We start from the raw sequence: 21,759 nt of genomic DNA on the forward strand, positions 1-21,759 counted from the left end.
GAAAGGATGTGGATCGATGTCATTAAGTGTATTTTTAGAATTAATTGAGATTAAAGCAAAAACCGCTAGTGTCATTCCCTTTTTCTTAGGGATGTGCTACAGCGTGTATTATTATCACCAGGTTAACTGGGGATTTGCCCTAGTCTTCTTCATTGCAATGCTACTATTTAACATGGTAGTAGATATGTTTGATAACTACTGTGATTATTATCACGCAGATAGCAAGAATTACCAAGAGAAGACTAACATTATCGGGCGAGAAAATATTTCACCTAATTTAGTTCTGGGATTAATTATTTCCTTTAGTCTTATTGCAATTTTATTAGGTTTGTATCTAGTCGCTAAAGTAGGCTTGCCTGTATTGTGGATGGGCTTGTTCTGTTTTATGGTTGGTTATTTATATTCATTTGGTCCGCATCCTATTTCTAGCTTGCCACTAGGTGAATTGTTCTCTGGTTTCACAATGGGCTTCATGATTGTCCTGCTCAGTGTTTATATCAATAGTTTTCAAGCTTTTGATTGGAACTGGATCACAATCGGTCGTATCTTCTTATTAGCTTTAGCTGATGAATTATGGATTTCTAATTTAATGCTAGCTAATAACTTATGCGATGCCCAAGAGGACGAGGATAATCACCGCACCACAATTATTCACTTTATTGGTAAAAAAGGTGGCTTGATTGCTTTTAGTGTCAAAAATATTTTAGCATTTTTGGTAATCTTCCTCCTACCGTTCTTGGGAATTGCTCCTAAGACGGTTTGGTTAACAGTAATAATTGTACCGTTCGTTTATAAGCAGAACAAGATCTTAATTGGCAAGCAAGTTAAGACAGAGACATTTATCACAGGAGTAAAAACGTTGCTAGTTGGTTCACTGACTTACTTAATAACTTACTTTTTAGGAATTCTATTTTAGAGAGGTTGAAAATTATGAAAACAGTTGTAGTTTTAGGTGCTGGTTTTGCCGGCTTGAAAACAGTTGTCGCTTTGCAAAAGAAGTTGCGTGAACAAGTTAAGATTATCTTGGTTGACCGTAATCCATACCACTACGAAACAATTCGCTTATATGAAGTGGCTACTGGCGAAATTCCCTACACTGGGATGTCATATGAAATTAATGATGTAATTAATCCGAAGATGACTACTGTGATTACGGATGAAGTTGAAAAAGTTAATATTGCTGATAAAACAGTTGAGTTAAAGGATCATGCTCCACTTAAATATGACTATTGTGTTGTTGGCTTAGGCTTTACCTTGAGCAATATGGGCATTAAAGGTGTAACCGAAAATGCTTTGCCAATGAGCAATGTAAAACAAGCTGAAGCTATTCGCGACCACCTTTATGCTGAAATGAAAGCTTATCGCCAAGACCATGATTCTAAACACCTGTCAGTAGTAATTTGTGGGGCAGGTTTTCAAGCAATTGAATTAGGAAATGCCATTGCAAAGGTTCGCCCAGAACTAGCTCAAATGGCTGGCGCCCAACCAGATGAAATTACCATCAGAATGATTGATGGTTCGCCACGTCTTTTGCCAATGTTCCAAGGTAAATTGCTTGATTACGCTTTAAACACAATTAAGAAAAATAAAGTCGAAATTATTAAGCCAGCTTATGTTAATGAAGTAACCTCTACCTCGGTTTTGTATAAAATGGCTAATGAAAAAGACAATGCTGAACTGCAAGAAATTAAGGCAGGTACTAGAATCTGGATGATGGGCTTTAGTGGCAGTCCAGTAATTGAGGCATCTGGATTTAAGAACCGTCGTGGTCGGGTCATGGTTGGTGATCATTTAACCGCGCCAGAAAGTGATGATATCTACGTCTTAGGCGATGTTTCAAGCGTCATGGTTCCTGGTAAGAAATGGCCATATCCTAACACTGGTCAATTGGCTCTTTCAATGGCTAACTACGCTGCAAAAGATATTAAAAGCAGAATTATGGGTCAAACTAGACCGGATAAATATGCTTACCATGACTTAGGTGTAGTAGTTAACTTGGGTAATTCAGAAGCCGCAGGATTGGCAATGGGGCATGCTTTTAAAGGATACTTTGCAGCAACTCTTAAGAAGATTACCATTGATAAGTCGGTTCTTGAAACTGGTGGTATTAAAGAAACAATGGCGATTGGTCAATTTGACTTCTATCACTAAAATTGAAAATAAAAGAGAATAAAAAATCACTTCAGTTTGATTTGATATGAACCCCCAAATTTGGGACATATTATTGAACTGCTTTATTTAAAACCATATTTCGATATTCTATCGGAGTATGGTTTTTTAGTACTGTTTTAATTCTATCATGATTGTAGTAATGAATGTATTAGGACTAAAGTGTGAAGTTGCGCCATTTTATGCCACACCAAGAAGATAAAGTTTCGATTCTTGATGTCCTGATTACGGATAGCAGAGGCAGGCGTTACAATGTGGAAATGCAGGTCGCGCATAAAGCAGACATGGATAAACGAGCCAGGCAATACCTGTTCAAGATGATGGAAGATGGCTTTTTACGACGAAAACAAGAATATGGCGAGCTGCACGCTGCATATGTAATTTTTATTCTGCCGTTTGATCCCAAAGGAAAAGGCTTGAAGCGATATACTTTTGTTTATACTGCTAAGGAAGACCCGTCAGTTGAATTAAATGACGATTCTGCGATAATATATTTAAACACAAAAGGAACAAAAGGCGAGATCAGACCTGAGCTTGATGACCTTTATCGCATGATTGAAGGCAAGCCAACTTCAAATGGAAAACTCGTCAGTCGAATCAAAAAGTCGATGAACAATTATCGTAGAACCGAAGAATGGAGGCAACACGTCATGAACACAGAAGAAGTAGCAGAAGCAGCAAAGCAGCTTGGCATGGAGGAAGGCATGCATGAGGCAACTGTTGCAGCAATCCATAAAACGATTAACATGCTTAGAAGGATGAAGCGCAGTCCCAAGCAAATCTTGCAAGAATTAGAACAAGATTATGGCAATGAATTTTCTGAAGAAGAACTAGCAGACTTTGTGAAAAACGCCTAGTCGATAAGATATAATGATAGCTGTGAAGCTATCATTTTTTAGATAACGGGGGCTTGATCATGAATAATCCTGAAGAATTACAACATTTTTTAGATGTTCTGCTAAAAGAGAGTAACTTTACTAGGGCAGCTAAAGAATTATATATTTCCCAGCCTTATTTAACGCAGCTAATTGGACGAATTGAGAAAAAATTAGGCACCAAGATCATCAACCGAGATGAAAGACCCTACACGTTAACTCCTGCAGGCTTAATTTACTACCAATATTTGGAGAATGTTTCATATAATAAACAGCAATTAGGGCGCAAGCTGGAGGCATATACTCATCCTGACCAACAGATAATTAAAATCGGCATTTTAGAGAGCTTAGGTACATATTTATTGCCAGAAATTTTGCCGCAATTTTTGCAAGAAAACCCCAACGTCAAGATTCAGCTATTTGAAAATTTCCCCAGAGAAAATGAAAGAAGATTGCTTAATGGCGAGCTGGATTGTTATATTGGTCAGACGCCAGAAGCACTTGACTCGAGTTTAGATGTGGTTGCGGGTGGCGGGGAACGCTATTACGTAGTGATTTCGCCAGCCTCACCATATTACCAAGCAGGAAAGTTTATCTTAAATTCGGATGAACCTGATCTAAAAGAGGTACTGCAGGAGCCTTTAGTGTTGAGTTCACCTGGTTCAGCTATCCGGCATCAAGTTAATGGCTTATTTCAGAGATTAAGACTCGAAAAAAATATTGTGATGGAGTCTAATAGTATTATTACTGCAACTAACTTAGCAATTCACGGCGTGGGTATTACCATTTCTTCGGCAAGTATTATCAGAAGAATGGAACAAACGCCAATTAACTTGTTGCCACTAGATCGAAAGTTAATGGATGTTGTCTTTTTCATTGCTAGCAAAAGCGGTGAAAAGTCGCCAGCATTAGAAAACCTAATTTCAATTTTTCAAAAGACGCGTTTACAAGCAAAAATAGGATAAAGAAAAAGGCATCATGTGATGCCTTTTAAATTGCTTTGATTTCTATTGTTTTCGTTTCATGTCGATCATCTTCGGCTCAATGTAGAAGTGATAGAGGAAGGAATAACCAAGCAGTACAAAGGTAATTCCTTCAATCCAACCGCCGAATACATCAGATGGATAATGCACGTGGACGAAAATTCTGGTGTAGCCAATCATCAGTGGGAATAAAGCCCAGATAATAATCAACAGCGTTTTCCAAAACTTGCTCTTGATTAGCAGAATAGTTAGGATAATCAAAACACCAAATAGCGCCGCGCTACCAACTGAGTGCCCCGATGGAAAACTATAACCATCCGCATAAACTAAGTGCTTGACCGTTGGACGCTGCCGCATCACCGCGTGCTTGACAATCCAATTATAGCCATTAGCACAGATCATGACACCAGCGGTAAACCAAGCGTATGCATATTGCTTAAAGACCAGTAAAACTATGAAAACAATGATTGTTTCAATTGTGATCACGCTTGTATTGCCGAGATTAGTAAAATCTTTAGCAAAAGCGACATTAGCTGGATTATTGTTGCAAACAATGCTGACCACAGCATTATCAAAATTGTGAATAAATTGTGAGCCGGATGAAACCAGTGCGGCCCAGACAGCATAAATAACCACGAAGCAGATACCAGGTATTAGGGTGTCCTTAGGTGGTCGTTTCGTATTAATCAAAAAAGTACTCCCCTCTTGTATTTTTTAGCATTTGTGGTAAATTATAATCATTATCTATAAGAAAATAAAGGTCGAGAAGTAGTAACAAGAATATTTTTTCAGAGAGAGGCTGGCTGCTGTGAAGTCTTAAAATAGGATTGTGAACTCGTCTCGTGTTGAAGAAACCTAGCGTTGCCATCCGCGTTAAGGAGCAATTAAGTGTCACAAATTGTGAAACTTAGGTGGTACCGCGATGATTCGTCCTATGATTTTTTCATAGGGCGTTTTTTAATAGTAAAGGAGAAGTATTTTGTATAACCACAAAGTAATTGAAAAGAAATGGCAAGATTATTGGGCAAAGCACGATACTTTTAAGACAGGCACTGACCCTGATAAGAAGAATTATTATGCATTGGATATGTTCCCATTCCCATCTGGCAAGGGACTTCACGTAGGTCACCCAGAAGGATATACTGCAACTGATATCGTTTCAAGAATGAAGCGTGCACAAGGCTATAATGTGCTTCACCCAATGGGCTGGGATGCATTTGGTTTACCAACTGAACAATATGCGTTAAAGACTGGCGAAGATCCAGAAGTTGTTACTAAGAACAATATTGCTAACTTTAAGCGTCAATTGAATAAATTGGGTTTCTCATATGATTGGGACCGTGAAGTAACCACCTCAGATCCAAATTACTACAAGTGGACGCAATGGGTTTTTGAACAAATGTACAAAAAGGGCTTGGCATATGAAGCTGAAGTTCCTGTTAACTGGTCACCAGATTTAGGTACTGTTGTGGCTAATGAAGAAGTTATTGATGGTAAAACCGAGCGCGGTGGCTACCCAGTATATCGTAAGAATATGCGTCAATGGATGCTTAAGATGACCGCATATGCCGATCGCTTGTTGGAAGATCTCGATGACTTAGATTGGCCAGAACCAGTTAAGGAAATGCAGCGTAACTGGATCGGTCGTTCGGAAGGTGCACAAGTTACTTTTAAGGTAAAGGATAGTGACAAGACTTTTGATGTCTTTACCACTCGTCCAGATACTTTGTTTGGTTGTTCTTACACTGTTCTTGCTCCAGAAAGTAAATTAGTGCAAGAAATTACGACCCCTGAACAAAAAGAAGCAGTTGATGCTTATATTAAGAAGATTGAATCAAAATCTGACCTTGAGAGAACTGATCTTAATAAGGATAAAACTGGTGTCTTCACTGGGGCTTATGCAATTAACCCAGTAAATGGTAAAGAAGTTCCAATTTGGATTTCTGACTATGTTTTAGCAAGTTACGGCACTGGTGCCGTAATGGCTGTTCCAGCTCATGATGATCGTGATTATGCTTTTGCAACTAAGTTTGGTTTGCCAATTAATCCAGTTATTGAAGGCGGCAATATTGAAAAGGAAGCCTTCACCGGCAATGGCAAGCACTTTAATTCTGAATTCTTAGATGACTTAGACAACGAAGAAGCCAAGAAGCGCATGATTGAATGGCTTGAGGACCATAACTGCGGTAAGAAGAAGGTCAACTACAAGTTGCGTGATTGGGACTTCTCTCGTCAACGCTACTGGGGTGAACCAATTCCAGTAATCCACTGGGAAGATGGTACGACTTCACTTGTACCAGAAGATCAATTGCCACTTCGCTTGCCACATGCAACTGACATTAAGCCATCCGGTACGCCAGAAAGTCCACTTGCTAACTTGACTGACTGGGTAGATGTTGTTGACGAAAACGGTAGAAAAGGTAAGCGTGAAACCAACACGATGCCTAACTGGGCTGGTTCTAGCTGGTACTACTTGCGTTACGTTGATCCACATAATGATAAGGAATTAGCTGACTACGATTTGCTTAAAAAGTGGCTTCCAGTTGACTTGTACATTGGTGGGGCAGAACACGCAGTACGTCACCTACTTTATGCAAGATTCTGGCACAAGGTTCTTTATGACTTGGGTGTTGTTCCAACCAAGGAACCATTCCAAAGACTGTACAATCAAGGTCTAATCTTGAAGAACCATGAAAAGATGTCTAAGTCAAAGGGTAACGTTGTTAACCCAGATGATGTGATTGACGAATACGGTGCTGACTCACTTAGAATGTACGAAATGTTCATGGGCCCACTTGATGCTTCAATCGACTGGGATGACAATGGTCCAGCTTCAACTAAGAAGTTCTTAGATCGTGTATGGCGTTTGTTTGTGAATGATCTTGATCTTAAGGCAATTCCACAAGAAAGAATCGTTGACGAAAACGATGGTACGCTTGATAAAGTTTATGCTGAGACAGTCAAGAAGGTTACCGAAGACTTCGATGCACTCCACTTTAACACTGCAATTAGTCAAATGATGGTCTTCATGAATGCGGCTCAAAAGGCTAAGACTATTCCACGGGAATACGCAGAAGGCTTTGTTAAGCTTTTGGCTCCAGTTGCACCACATATGATGGAAGAAATTTGGCAAGTCTTTGGTCATGATGAATCAATTACTTATGCTAAGTGGCCAACTTACGATCCAGCTAAGCTAGTTGAATCAACTGTAGAAATTATGGTTCAAGTTAACGGTAAGCTCCGTGGCAAGTTCCAAGCTCCTAAGGACGCCGATCGCGATGACGTGCAAAAACAAGCTATGGAAATTGAACACGTTAAGAAGTTCTTAGAAGGTAAAGACGTCAAGAAGGTTATTGTCGTTCCAAACAAGATCGTTAATATCGTTGCTAAATAAGTAAAATTTTTCCTAAAAGAACAATAGAGCTTTACTTTATTGTTCAAATTGCGTGACAATTAAATAGTTAATTCATATATTGGGAAAAATTTCATGGAAGAAGAAAATAACTTAAATAGCAAAGATACACAAAATACTTTTCTAAAAGGTTCCGCTTGGATGACCTTTGGCTCAATTGCCTCGAGAATTTTGGGTGCTTTGTATATTATTCCGTGGTATGCCTGGATGGGCTCCTACGGCAATATTGCCAATGCTTTGACTGCGCGTAGTTATAACATTTATACAATTTTTATCTTAATCTCGACAGCCGGAATTCCAGGAGCAATTGCTAAGCAGGTAGCCAAGTATAATGCACTAAACGAATATGGGATTGGCCGTAAGTTGTTTCGTAAAGGCTTAATTTTAATGTCCATCTTGGGGATCGTATCTGCTGCAATTATGTATTTTGCTTCGCCGCTATTAGCATCTAATGGTAGTCAAAGTGATCCGAGGCAGGTTGCGGTTATGCGCAGCCTATCTTATGCGATCTTGATTATTCCTATCTTAAGTATTATGCGAGGATACTTCCAAGGATATGCCGATATGATGCCGAGTGCGATGTCACAGTTTGTTGAACAATTTGCCCGGGTGGTCTGGATGCTCTTAACTGCATTTGTGATTATGCAAATTCAACATGGCTCATATGTGCATGCAGTTATTCAATCCAACTTGGCCGCTGCGATTGGGGCGCTATTTGGAATTGGTTTGCTGATATGGTTTCTATTTTCGCGCAGAAATCAATTGAATTATCTAGTTGAACATTCAAATAATAGAATCCATGTTTCTACGACTGAATTATTCATGGAAATTATTGAACAGGCTATTCCTTTTATTATTATTGATTCAGGAATTACCTTGTTCTCGTTGGTTGATCAGTATACGTTCCACCCAATGATTGCAAGCCTAGTTCACGCTAGTTCAGATACAATTGAAGATTGGTATGCCTTGTTTGGCTTGAATGCTAATAAATTGATTATGATTATTGTCTCTTTGGCAAGTGCGATGGCAGTAACGGCGATTCCGCTATTATCGGCTGCGCATACTAGGGGAGACTATAAGAGCATTTCAAAGCAGATTGCTAACACGATGGATTTGTTTTTATTTGTAATGATTCCAGCCGCTTTTGGAATGGCCGCCATTAGTAGACCCATTTATACAGTTTTCTATGGCCCAGATCTATTGGGGAGCAACGTATTATATCTGTCGTCATTTACCGCGATTAGTTTAGGATTATTTACGGTGTTGATGGCGATTTTGCAAGGTCTTTCAGAAAATGGGCTGGCTATTAAGTACTTGGTTCTAGGATTGATTTTAAAAGGGATCCTGCAATATCCAATGATTTTCCTATTTAAGGTATATGGTCCACTAGTTGCTACTAATTTAGGTTTATTAATTATTGTGGCACTTTCTTTAAAACATTTGGAAGTGCAGTATGATTTTAATTTGAATCGAACTAGTAGGAGATTAGCTGGAGTTACCGCATTTTCAATTGGTATGTTCCTTGTAGTTAAATTGTGTGAAATGGGACTAGGCAAGTTCCTTAATCCTGATCATAGATTTACTGCATTGGTGCTAGTAATTGTAGCTGTAGGTGCTGGGATTGTCTTTTATGGCTTGGTGACATTGAAGACAGGGTTAGCACAAAGTGTCTTAGGTAGTAAGGTAGAAAGTATTTTAGTTAGACTACATATGGATAAATAAAAGAAAATCAAACTGTTGTGATGGCAGTTTGATTTTCTTTTTTATTTAATTATAAAAAATTACTTATTTGATCTATGATAAAGGTGTCAAAAGAAAAGTAAGTTCTCTATTTAAATAACACAGCAATAATCAAGGACTAAGTGTATTAACGGAAATGATTTTTTGTGTTAATATAATTGATGTAGAAATAAATTGCAGATGTTATTTGAGTGATATCGAGATACGCCGCCGCAAAAAGTGTGTGTCATAGATTAATGCTTAATAAGGATGTAAATTAGGAGGATTTTGAATATGGTATCTAAGAATAACCGTATTAAGAAAATCCTGAATTGTCAAATTAAGTGCAACAGTTAGGCTATGAGGAAATATATTGCTTGAAGAGTTCTTCTGCTGTGTGATATTGAAGGATTCGACGATGTTTGCGGTTAATGGCATCAGTTGCCTGTTGAACATAAGCAGCTGACTTATCTTTCATGCTTTTGCCTTTAGGGAAGAATTGACGCAGAAGTCCATTGCAGTTCTCATTGGTGCCTCTTTCCCATGGAGAATATGGGTGGGCGAAGTAGATCTGGCAGCCTTTGATCTTGGTCATATCCGCAAACTCAGAGCCATTGTCAAACGTGATCGATTTAAACCAGGCAGGATGTCTGTCAATCTCATTTTGAAGCAGCCTTTGGCATGTGCTTGCCCGATAGTCAGGAATCTTGATAACTACTTCAAAGCGTGTGGTTCTTTCGGTCAAAGTCATTAAAGCAGGCTGATTCTTGCGTCTGACGCCTTTAACCAGATCTCCTTCCCAGTGCAGCGGCGTTTTTCTGTCTTCAATCTCTTTAGGACGCTGTTCAATGGAATTGCCAAGATTCTTCTTGTGCAAAGCATGACCGCTCTGGCCGTGATGACGCTTGTTCCTGCGTCTTTTGAGCTTCATAGGCAGATCAATATTGCTTATGTCCAGCAAGCCCTGATCAATATAGCGATAGACAGTTGGTGTGCTGGGACAAGGGTAGCCTGGCATAGTCCTTTTGAATTCACCAACGAATTCATCGATGCTGGTGGCATCAAATTTAGCTTTGAAGCGTCTGGAGAGCATTCTCAAAAAGACAGCATAATGCTTCAATGGATTGCGCTGATAGCAGTTTTTGCGACGCTTCTCATAATAAAGCTGTGCAGTATCAGCGTAATAGTGCTCATACAATAAATAGCTGCTGTCTCTTTGCAGGACGCTTCCGCGTTTGATTTCGCGACTGATTGTCGACTTATGGCAGCCGACTTCTTGAGCGATAACAGTACGGGAAGTTATGCCGGAATCCAGCATTGCTTGAATTTGTCCACGTTGTACGCTGGTTAATTGATGATAGTGCTTAGAAATGCTAGAATTTGAATTGGTCATGAAGATCTTCCTTTCTTGATTTTTCGTCACTTCAAGTTTAGGTCTTCATGGCCTTTTTGTTTAACACTTGGTGTTGCACTTCAATTTTAAATCCGGGGTATTAAGAAAATGGAAAAGGCTGCCGAGAGAAAGCCACACTTCGCTATTAGAAAGCTTACTATCGGCGCTGCTTCTGTTTTGTTAGGTACTACTCTTTGGATGAGTACTACGGCTTCAACATCACACGCGGATACAAATGATGATGCTAATAGTCCTGAATCTCATGAAAAGAGTAATACTACAGCAGATAATGGCACAGGGGATGCCAATAAGACTGTTGTAATTACTAATAATGACGCTGCTAAGGCTGCCGCAGATGCAACTACTGACAACGTTACTATCAATAACAATGAATCAACTGAAACTAAGGCTGCTCAAGATAAGAACAGCTCTAATTCTGTGTCTGAAAAGAAGTCTACAGAAACTAAGTCATCAGTTGATACTTCAAGCTTGGAAAAGAGCAATGTTTCAGCTTCAACTGTAACAACTGACAAGTCAACTCAAGCTTCAGCTGCAAATAAGGCAAGTAACAATGTAGCTACAACAACTAACAAGGTTGCAAATGCTTCAACAACTACTAATAAGTCAGCTTCAACTACAGTAAACAATACTGAAAAGGCTGCAGCAAAGTTAGCTGAAGATGCTAATGTAAATACTGGAAACATTACTAAGTCAACTGTTTCAAAGGACACTACTATTACCGATGCAGGTAAGGTTGGTAAGCAAGATCAAAATAATGTAGATACTCAAACTTTCAACTTGAACACTGCTGAACTTGGCAAGTTGACTAAGAGTAGTGATAGTCACTTTAATCCTAAACTGGCTGCTGCTTTGTTTGGTAATAGTCTTATTCAAGCTAATGCTAATAATGCTGTTAATGCAAATACTAGTGCTTTAAATAGTAGTGCTTTGACTAATGGGGATGCCAGTGCATTAGGTGCTAGTCTTAGAGCTGCTAGCGGCAATAATGATACTTCAAATTACCAAACTGTAACTAACTGGTCAGGCTTAAAGGGCGCCGTAAATAGTAGTGCTTCTGGTGTTATTATTTCCGGTACAATTAATGTTCCACAATTTACAACTGTAAATCAAAATAATGACTTAAATATTAATAAAGATTTCACTATTATTGGTGCTGATGAAAATGCAACACTTAATCTTAATAATAATGTAATTAATAACAATGGCAATCTTACTTTAAAGAATATTAATATTAAGGGTGCTGTTGCTGGTAATGGTACTGTTAATATTGAAGGCAAAGTTACCTCAACTGTTGGTTCAGATAATTCAATCATTAAAGGTAAAACTATTGATGAAGCTAATGCAGCTGTACAAGACCAAACAAGCACTGGCAAGATTGGAACGCAAGGTACAAGTTGGGTAGCTGGAAGTAATAATCGAAATGGTTGGACCGTAAAAGGTTGGAATTACGCTAACTTTAGTGGCTCAAATGTTAATATAGCTGCTGATGCTAACTTAACTATTAGTCGTTCAGCAATCGGTGATGGTATTCATTTAACAAATAATGGTACAGTTAATGTTGCTGACAATGGCCAGTTGACTATTAATATGAATACTAACAACGATTTGAATACTACTGCTCGTTATCACAATGCAGGTATTTTTGCTGTAGGTAACGGTAACTTTACTACAGGTTATAAATCTGTTGTTACATTGAATACCAGTATCGGTCAAGGTATTTCGATGACTGGTATGAGACCTTATGTGACTGATGATGATCGTTTTGGTGGCTATGGTGCTCGTGATCGTAGTGATGGCTCTGGTCAAATTAATTTAGGGCAATATTCAACTTTGAATTTCACTGGTCGTGATGGTGTTATTTTAGGTAATAACTCTCATTTTAACGTTGGTGATAGTGCAAATGTTCACTTTGAAAACAAGGGCCGTGGTGTTGCTCTTGATCTAGCTGCTAATAGTGACATTAATATTGGTGACCATGCAGTAACTTATTTCCATTCTGTAGGAAAGAATAATATCGACGCGCTTGGTAGAAATGCAGGTGTTGCTTCAGGTAGTTATGATGGTTACAACTATATTGGTGTAAACGAAGGCGGTAACATCACTGTTGGTCAGTTTGCAACCTTTAGAGTTATACTTGAAGGTCGTGGCGATAACGCTTGGGATGATGTTGTTTCGTTAGACTCACGAGATGTTAATACTAATGCTGCTTTTACTTCTAAAACCGGTGCAACTATTGACATTCGTGATGATAACACTAACTTCTATGCAGAATTGATTTCATTTCCATTAGGCGCATCTCAATCAAGAATTGATATTCATGACCCATTGTTGCTTAACTTACAACGTTATTCTAGTGGTGGTGCAACTACTGGTTGGATGGCAACTGGTGGTGACAAGATTAATACTACCTCATCACAATACACTTCTAACCTAATTTATATGTCAGGAGCTAATGGTGAATTTAGTGTTGATGGAACAAATTATGTAGTTTACCAACGTATTAAGTCTGATGGTTCTAAGCAAATTTGGTTAAACGTTAATGGCGTTAATATTCCAATGAATGGTTTCCAAACTAAGAATATTTGGGATAATAAGGCCAACCCTGATGTATCAATTAATGGTAATGGTTTAACTGGTGGTGTTAGAGCTAACCAAGTTCACAACTATTATGGTTCTCCGTTAATTGGTAAGGATGCTCCGTACTATGGTATTTCTACGCAACGTGCTAGTCACCAAATTTGGTTCCCACACCAGACCACAATGGAAGTAACTGGTACTCATACTAATACTATTAAGTATGTATATTCAGATGGTACTCCAGTTACAGATGCTAATGGTAATCCAATTGTTAAAACTCAGGATATTACATTAACCCGTAAACTTACTCTTGATATTAGCCAAGATAAGATTGAAGATATTCAAAATTACGCTTTATCACATACCTCTGATGAAACTCTTGAATATATTAAGAATGCTCAAGCTGTCACTGCAGATTCAGGTTGGACTTATACTGATGCGCAGGGTAACAAGATAACTAGTCCATATGCTGAGGTAGTTTCTCCAACCGTAAAGGGATACACCGCTACAATTCAATCATCTAATGTCCCAGGAATTAAGAAAGGCGCCGATGGTTCTTCAGTAACTGCTAAGTTGCAATTTAAGGAAGATCTTGTTCAAAACGGTGAGATATCTAGTGATTATAAGGCACAAGGTATTAGTGCGATTATTCCAGATAATTATGAAACTGTAGTTGTTTACAGTGTTCCTCAAGATGTAAAAGATACTCTTAAGTTCTATGATGATGCAACTAAGTCATACATTACTGATGCTCCTGACCAAACTGCAATTGGTAAGGAAAATGATACTGTTAACTTTAAAGATGGAGCAAGTACTGTAAAATCATTAGAAGACAAAGGATACAAGTTTGTAAATGTAACTGACGGTACTCCTGATGATACTAAGGCAACTATTTTAACTGGTAATTCATTTGATAAAGTAGACTTTGGTAAATTTGGTAAGAGTGGTAAGACGTTTGTTGTTCACTTAACTCACAAGGTAATCCCAGTAACTCCAGATACTCCAAACATTCCATCTAATAGTAAGATTACTAAGGATGATCTTACTAAGACAGCTACTCGTACTATTCACTATGTTGAAAACGGTCAAAATGGTGCTGCTTTAAAGGATCCAACTGTACAAACTGTAACTTACTCAGGTACTGCATACATCGATGAAGTTACTGGTCAAATGGTTAATGCCAAGGCAGATGGAAAAGATTCTCAAGGTAATACTACTTATGTAGTAGACCCTGACAACAAGACTACACCATCAATCACTTGGACTACTTCTAACAATGGCAAGTTTGCTCAAGTAACTCCAGATGCAACTATTAATAAAGATGGTCAAAACTGGAACACAACTGTTAAGTCAGTTAATGAAGAAAATGCACCAGAAGTCTCAAAAATCACTGGTAAGACAACTAACGAAGATGTCTACGTACCATACACTTTGCAACAAAAGACTTATACTGGTGTAGACGAAAACAAGACAGTTACTCGTACAATTAAATACCTTGATAATGAAACCAAAGAAGAAATTAAGGGTCTTGATCCTGTAACTCAAACTACAAACCTTCACCGTACACAAATTAAGGATGAAAAGGGTAATGTAGTTGGTTACGGTACTATCAGTGCAGATGGTCACAGTTATACTATTAACAATAACTGGATTATTGATAACAATGGTTGGTCAGCACAAGTTTCACCTGATGCAACTGGCTTAGGTTACAAGAAGACACCTCACTTTGATAATGGTCAAGATGCTTCAACTGTTCCAGCTGGTACTGTAAGCGTAACTGATCCACAAGATAAAACAGTTAAAGTTTACTACGATCATGATTATGAACCTGTAAACCCAGATCATCCTGAGTACACTAAGGACGTTAACGAAACTGTTCACTATGTATATAGCGATGGTACAAAAGCTGCTGATGACAATGTTCAAACTTCTAAGTGGAGCAGAACTCTTACAGTTGATAAGGTGACAGGTCAGCTTGTTCCAAATGGTCAATACACTACTGAGTGGGCAATTGCTAAGGGTCAACCAAGTGAATACTCACAAGTAAACTCTCCAGTTATTAAGGGTTACTACGCAAATCAAGCGAATGTTCCTGCAACTAAAGTAACTCAAGATGACATTGAAAAGACTGTTACCTACAAGCCACTTGGCCACATTATTCCAGTTGACCCAACTACTGGTGACCCAATTCCAAACGCACCACAACCACAATTTCCTAACAATCCAACTGATCCAACTAAGGGTAATCCAGGTGAAAAACCAACTGTTCCAGGTTACCACCCACAAGATGGCAAGCCAGGCGAACCAGTTAGCCCAGTTCCAGGCAACCCAGGCGAAGATGTTAAGGTTCCTTACGTTAAGGACCAAGGTACTGTTTCAGTTATCTTCCACGATGACACTACTAACAGCACTATTCCAAACGTTGGTTTCAACTCTGGTGATGCAGCAGCTGATACTCCTGTAACTTACAATCCTGAAAAGAACATTTCTGATCTTGAAAAACAAGGTTACGTATATGTACGTACTGAAGGTACTCTTCCTGGCAAGGTTGAAGCTAACAAGAACATTACAGTTACTGTTCACATGAAGCACGGTGTACAACCAGTAACACCAACTACACCACCAACTGATGTACCAAAGAACACACCAAAGGAAGCTCAACCAGATCAATTGACGAAGAAGGTTAACTTAACTGTTAACTATGTCAATGCTGATGGCACTACATTTAATGGTAATGTTCCAGCTAACGCTAAGCAAACTGCTACATTTACTGGTACTGCTTATGTAGATAAGATTACTGGTCAATTAGTAAACGCTAAGCAAGAAGATGGCAAGTGGGTAATTAATACTGATGACACTGCAACTCCAGAAATTACTTGGACTAGCGACAAGACTTCATTTGAAGGAGTAACTTCACCAGCTGAAAAGGGTTACCACGTATCTAATGTTTCATCACATGCTGATGGTGACAACGTTGCTGCAATCACTGGCTTAACTAAGGATAGTCAAGACATTACAGTTACTGTAACTTACGCTAAGAACGGTACTAAGATTGTAGGTGAACGGACTGTTGAAGGTTCAATGACTGTTCACTATACAGGTGCCGGGGACTTAACTCCAAAAGATAATGTTCAAAGTGGTGTAAACTTCCACTACACTGGTGATGTACATGACGCCGAAACTAATGAATTAGTTTCTAAAGGTCACTGGGAAGTAAATGGCGTTACTGGCGACAGCTACCAATTTAACGAAGTAGATTCACCAGCAGTTTCAGGTTATACTGCGGAAGTTAAGGTTGTACCAGGCTTTAAGGCTACTCCAGATAAACCAACATTTGAAACTACTGTAAACTACACTAAGAACGGTACTGAAATTCAAAATAAGAAGAATGTCCCAGCTTCTCAAACTGTTCAATATGTAGATGATCAAGGAAACGTCTTACGCCCTGAAGTAAAGCAAAATTCCGAATTCCAATACAGTGGTGATACTGTTGACAAGGTAACTGGTGAAACTATTAAGCCAGGTTCATGGAACGAAACCACTCATAACTTCACTGCTGAAAATGTTCCTGTAATTAAAGGTTATGTAGCGGTTTCTGGCTACACTAACAACAATGGTAAATACACTGCCGGTGGCTTTACTGCTACTAATACTGGTTCTAAAGAAGATAATAACAAGGTCTTCAAGGTTGTTTACAAGAAGGTCGGTAACCTTGTTCCTCAGGATCCAAATGGCAACCCAATTCCAGATCCAAAGAACCCAGGTCAAAATGTACCAAATGTTCCTTACACTAATGATCCAACAGATCCAACTAAGGTAACACCAAACGAAAAGACTCCAGATATTCCAGGTTGGCACACTGATACTCCAAACGTAACTCCAACAGATCCAACTAAGGACACTCCAGTTGTTTACACTAAGAATGTTGAAAACCAAAATGTAACTGTTAAGTACTTTGACGATACAAAAGAAACTGATTTAAGTTCATATGACAAGTCAATTTCTGCTAAGCCAGGCGAAGCACTTAACTACAGTACTCAACCTTCAATTACTGAACTTGAAAACAAGGGTTACAAGCTTGTAAGTGATAACTTCAATGTAACAACTATGCCTGAAAAGGGTGGAAATTACGAAGTTCACTTTGTTCACAAGACTACTACTATTACTCCAGGTAAGCCAGGTAAGCCAGGTGAGCCAATTAACCCTAACGATCCTAATGGTCCTAAGTGGCCAACAGGTACCGATGCTAAGGCTTTGACTAAGCAAGGTAATCAAACTGTTCACTATGTATATGCTGACGGTACTAAGGCAGCAGATGATAATGTACAAAATACTACATTTGCTCACACTTTAGTGTTTGATAACGTAACTGGTAAGCAAATTGAAGACAAGGGCTGGACTCCTGAAAGTCATACGTTCAAGGATGTAACTTCACCAGAAATTGATGGTTACCACGCTGATAAGAAGACGGTTGCCGGTGCTACTGTAACTGTTAATGATCCAACTAGTGAAACTACTGTAATTTACGCTAAGAACGATACAGAAATTAGAAATCATCAGGAAGTTACAGCTTCACAACTTGTTAAATATGTTGATGAAGACGGTAACGAATTAAGAGCTTCTAAGAATCAAAACTTCACCTTTACTTACACAGGTGATACTTATGATAAAGAAACTGGTAAGCAAATTGCTACTGGTAAGTGGAACCAAACAAGTACTGACTTTACTAGTGAGAACGTCCCTGTAATTGATGGTTACGTTGCTGTTAAGGGTTATACTCGTGATGACAATGACAAAGTTGTTGCAGGTGGATTCACTACTTCTTACGATGCAAGTGATGCAAAACGCAATAGAACATTTACTGTTGTTTACAAGAAGGTAGGAAAGATTGTTCCGGTTGATCCATCTAAGAACCCAATTCCAGATGCACCAACTCCAAGTTACGAGAACGATCCAACTGATCCAACTAAGGTAACTCCAGATGAACCAACTCCAAATGTTCCAGGTTACACTCCAAGTCAAAACACTGTAACTCCTCCAGATCCAACTAAGGATACTCCAGTTGTTTACACTAAGAACGTTGAACAAAAGGCTAAGGTTCAATATATTGACTTAGACGATAACAACAAGGTAATGTCTGAATCTCCTGTATTAACTGGTCAAGCAGGCGATAAGATTGATTACTCAACTACTAATGAAATTGCTAACTACGAAAAGCAAGGTTACGTTCTTGCAGATGATGGTTTCAGCAATAACCCAGTATTTGATAACGTTGAAGGTAATGAACAAATCTTTAAAGTAACCTTCCACCATGGTCAAATCCCAGTAAATCCAGATCATCCACACGACGGTGTAGATCCAAGCAAATACACTAAGGATGTTAAGGAAACTGTTCACTATGTAGATACTGAAGGTAATAAGGTACACGATGATAATGTTCAAACTTCTAAGTGGACTAGAACATTAACTGTTGATGCAGTAACTGGTAAGACTATCGACAATGGTCAATACACTACTGATTGGTCAATTGCTAAGGGTGAAAAGACTGTTTACGATCAAGTAAACACTCCAGTTGTTGACGGTTACCACGCAGATAAGAGAGAAGTTCCAGCAACTGCTGTAACTCAAGACAATATTGATGTCACAGTAATTTATGCTAAGAACGGTAAGATTATTCCAACCGATCCAAGTGGCAAGCCAATTCCAAACGTACCAACACCAACGTACCCAACTGATCCAACTGATCCAACCAAGGTAACTCCAGATGAGCCAGTACCTGATATCCCAGGATTGATTCCAAGCAAGCCAACAGTAACTCCAACTGATCCAGGCAAGGATACTCCAGTTCCATATAACCCAGTAATCCCAGCTAAGGATCAAGCAGCAGTTGTCAACTACATCGATTCAGATGAAGGCAATAAGGTAATTACCACTTCAGGCAACTTAAGTGGTAAGGCAGGATCAACGATTGACTACTCAACTAAGTCAACTATTGCTGATCTTGAAAATAAGGGTTACGTACTTGTAAATGATGGATTCCCAGCAGGTGCTAAGTTTGATAATGATGACAACACCACTCAAATCTTCACTGTTGTTTTGAAGCATGGTACAGTGCCAGTAACTCCAGACAAGCCAGGTAAGCCAGGTGAACCAATCAATCCAAATGATCCAGACGGTCCTAAGTGGCCAGAAGGCACTGATGAAAACAGTGTTAAGAAGACAGGTACTCAAACTATCCACTATGTAGGTGCAGGCGAGAACACTCCAAAGGATGATGTTCAAACATTCGACTTTACCAAGAAGATGGTAGTTGACAAAGTAACTGGCAAGATCATTGATTCAGGTGAATGGAATGTAACTAGTCACACATTTGGCTACAAGGATACTCCAGTTATTGATGGTTACCACGCAGACAAGCGTAACGCTGGTGGTTCAGTAGTAACTCCAGATGACTTGAACAAGACAGTAACGGTAACTTACACTCAAAACGGTAAGATTATCCCAACTGATCCAAGTGGCAAGCCAATTCCAAACGTACCAAATCCAACTTACCCAACTGATCCAACTGATCCAACCAAGGTAACTCCAGACGAGCCAGTTCCAGATATTCCAGGAATGATTCCAAGTAAGCCAACAGTAACACCAACTGATCCGGGCAAGGATACTCCAGTTCCTTACACACCTGTAACTCCAGTTGTTAATACTGTAACTGGTAAGATCACTTACATCGATGATGATGCTACTGGTAACAAGATTCTTGATGTGGATAACTTCAGTGGTAAGGTAGGAGACAAGATCGACTACACTACAGCTGGTGAAATCCAAAGTTACGTAAACAAGGGCTATGTACTTGTATCTAATAACTTCAAGGATGGCGATGAAACCTTTGCTAAGGATGGCAATGTCTTTGAAGTTCACTTCAAGCACGGAACTACAACAGTAACTCCAGAGAAGCCAGGTAAGCCAGGTGAACCAATTGACCCATCTAACCCAGAAGGACCTAAGTATCCAGCTGGTACTGATGAACACGCAGTTAAGAGAACGGGTACTCAAACAGTTCACTTCACTGGTGCAGGTGACAAGACTCCAGCTGATAAGAAGCAAAGCTTCGACTTCACTAGAAAGATCACCTTCGACAATGTAACTGGTAAGATCATCACTACTACTCCATGGAATGAAGCAAGCCACACATTTGGCTACGAAAACGTTCCTGTAGTTGATGGATTCCACACTACTGTTAAGACTGCTGGTGGTACAACGGTAACTCCTGATGACTTGGACAAGACAGTAACTGTAAACTACAGCCAAAACGGTAAGATTATCCCAGTTGATCCAAGTGGAAAGCCAATTCCAAATGCACCAACACCAACTTACCCAACTGATCCAACTGATCCAACTAAGGTAGTTCCAAATGAACCAGTACCAAATATTCCTGGTATGGTACCAAGTAAAAACACTGTAACTCCAAGTGATCCGGGCAAGGATACACCTGTGATTTACAACAACGGAAATACTCCGGTAAATCCAGATACTCCAACGACTCCAACCAACCCAACTACACCTACAACACCAACGACTCCAGATGAGCCAACTAATGTAACTCCACATGCAGAGACGCCAGAGACTCCATCTGAGCCAGAAAAGCCAAGTGATGACACCAACACTGTGAAGCCACATGCAGGTGTAGTACCAACTTCAAAAAAGAAGTCTACAACTACTACCAAGACAGTAACTCCACATGCACAAAGAGAAGTAAGAATTACCAAGAACGGTAATATCATCAACTCTAAGGGTCACACCATTGGTTATGTAGATGACAAGGGTCAAGTACACAAGACACTTCCACAAACTGGTGACAGCGCAGAATTAGCAGAGGCAGAAGCAATTCTAGGTGGAATTGCAGCAGGCTTAGGCTTGATCGGCTTAGCTGGAAGCAAGAAGCGTCGTCGTAATTAATAAGTAATTTATATAAAAGTAAAATAAGCTAGAAAGCAATATTAATGAGCTTTCTAGCTTATTTTTATTAAAAATACTGTGTTATTTTAAAAAAGAAAAAAATCTTCAAAAAACATTGATAAATCGTAAAAAAATACTCACCATTTTAGATAACACGTGTTATTATAATATGTGAAGAGAGAAAACGAGATAAAAAAGAGGCAATTAAAATGTTTGAGAATAAAGAATTAGAAGAAACAACGTCATTACACTTTAACACTAAGGACTTTACTATTAACGATATTACTTCAATGCTTGAAGTAAATGGTTGGGCTACTGAAAACTAAAAAGATAATTAATAGGGGATTATTTAAAATGTTTGAAAACGAAAAGAATGTTAAAAATTCTGAAACTAACCTGCACTTTGGGACTAAGAAAGTTAGTGTTTCAAGTATGGTTTCCATGCTTGAAGCAGATGGCTGGAATTTAGAAAAATAATTAAAGTAGAAAAGCGTTACTTAATATAATTCTTTCTCAAATATAAATTTAAAAAATAGAATTATAGTGTATCTATAGTTCTATTTTTTAATATATCGTGACTATATGTATAATAATTAGATTATAATGAATATAGTTAACTTCATGAATTAATTGTAATTACATAGCTTATGAAAC

At 38.8% G+C, this 21,759-nt stretch carries 11 protein-coding genes and 1 other annotated feature; of the genes, 8 read left to right on the forward strand and 3 right to left on the reverse strand.

From position 1 onward, the window contains the following. The first annotated feature begins 16 nt into the window (after positions 1-16). Positions 17-916 (forward strand): prenyltransferase, encoded by a 900-nt coding sequence (locus J6L97_RS02725; RefSeq protein ID WP_013086780.1) that lies wholly within the window; start codon positions 17-19, stop codon positions 914-916. Positions 917-930: 14 nt separating this feature from the next. Then, positions 931-2,151 carry an NAD(P)/FAD-dependent oxidoreductase gene (locus tag J6L97_RS02730; RefSeq protein ID WP_013086779.1) on the forward strand — a complete coding sequence of 407 codons (1,221 nt, stop codon included), beginning with the start codon at positions 931-933 and terminating at the stop codon, positions 2,149-2,151. A 70-nt stretch (positions 2,152-2,221) separates the two neighbouring features. Here J6L97_RS02730 and J6L97_RS11325 read toward each other — a convergent pair whose 3' ends face one another. Continuing rightward, positions 2,222-2,317, reverse strand: a complete 96-nt coding sequence (locus J6L97_RS11325) for an IS3 family transposase (protein ID WP_216786119.1) — start codon at positions 2,315-2,317, stop codon at positions 2,222-2,224. A 34-nt stretch (positions 2,318-2,351) separates the two neighbouring features. Between J6L97_RS11325 and J6L97_RS02740 the strand changes: the two genes are divergently transcribed. After that, positions 2,352-3,026 carry an Rpn family recombination-promoting nuclease/putative transposase gene (locus J6L97_RS02740; protein WP_057726873.1) on the forward strand — a complete coding sequence of 225 codons (675 nt, stop codon included), beginning with the start codon at positions 2,352-2,354 and terminating at the stop codon, positions 3,024-3,026. A gap of 59 nt (positions 3,027-3,085) precedes the next feature. Next, complete coding sequence (locus J6L97_RS02745; protein ID WP_057726869.1) at positions 3,086-4,009, forward strand: LysR family transcriptional regulator; 924 nt, start codon at positions 3,086-3,088, stop codon at positions 4,007-4,009. Between the two features lie 42 nt (positions 4,010-4,051). On the opposite strand, the gene J6L97_RS02750 is transcribed toward J6L97_RS02745, so the two are convergent. Further along, positions 4,052-4,717, reverse strand: coding sequence for a phosphatase PAP2 family protein (locus tag J6L97_RS02750; RefSeq protein ID WP_054832932.1), 666 nt, complete (start codon positions 4,715-4,717; stop codon positions 4,052-4,054). 65 nt (positions 4,718-4,782) lie between these two features. Further along, positions 4,783-4,965: a binding site (T-box leader), on the forward strand. A gap of 41 nt (positions 4,966-5,006) precedes the next feature. Between J6L97_RS02750 and leuS the strand changes: the two genes are divergently transcribed. Beyond that, the gene (gene leuS, locus J6L97_RS02755) at positions 5,007-7,421 is read left to right on the forward strand and encodes a leucine--tRNA ligase (protein ID WP_057726868.1); all 2,415 of its coding nucleotides are present in this window, start codon (positions 5,007-5,009) and stop codon (positions 7,419-7,421) included. Positions 7,422-7,514: 93 nt separating this feature from the next. Beyond that, a complete protein-coding gene (locus J6L97_RS02760) occupies positions 7,515-9,161 on the forward strand; it encodes a putative polysaccharide biosynthesis protein (RefSeq protein ID WP_005723525.1) in 1,647 nt (548 codons plus the stop codon). 355 nt (positions 9,162-9,516) lie between these two features. On the opposite strand, the gene J6L97_RS02765 is transcribed toward J6L97_RS02760, so the two are convergent. Beyond that, positions 9,517-10,551 carry an IS30 family transposase gene (locus tag J6L97_RS02765; RefSeq protein WP_123811765.1) on the reverse strand — a complete coding sequence of 345 codons (1,035 nt, stop codon included), beginning with the start codon at positions 10,549-10,551 and terminating at the stop codon, positions 9,517-9,519. A gap of 108 nt (positions 10,552-10,659) precedes the next feature. Between J6L97_RS02765 and J6L97_RS02770 the strand changes: the two genes are divergently transcribed. Both J6L97_RS02770 and J6L97_RS11205 read left to right on the forward strand, forming a co-directional pair. Continuing rightward, a complete protein-coding gene (locus J6L97_RS02770; RefSeq protein ID WP_057726951.1) occupies positions 10,660-21,105 on the forward strand; it encodes a mucin-binding protein in 10,446 nt (3,481 codons plus the stop codon). Between the two features lie 354 nt (positions 21,106-21,459). Next, positions 21,460-21,582, forward strand: coding sequence for a hypothetical protein (locus tag J6L97_RS11205; RefSeq protein ID WP_256121954.1), 123 nt, complete (start codon positions 21,460-21,462; stop codon positions 21,580-21,582). The last annotated feature ends 177 nt before the right edge of the window (positions 21,583-21,759 follow it).

This window comes from Lactobacillus crispatus (assembly GCF_018987235.1).
In the GTDB taxonomy this organism is placed as follows: domain Bacteria; phylum Bacillota; class Bacilli; order Lactobacillales; family Lactobacillaceae; genus Lactobacillus; species Lactobacillus crispatus.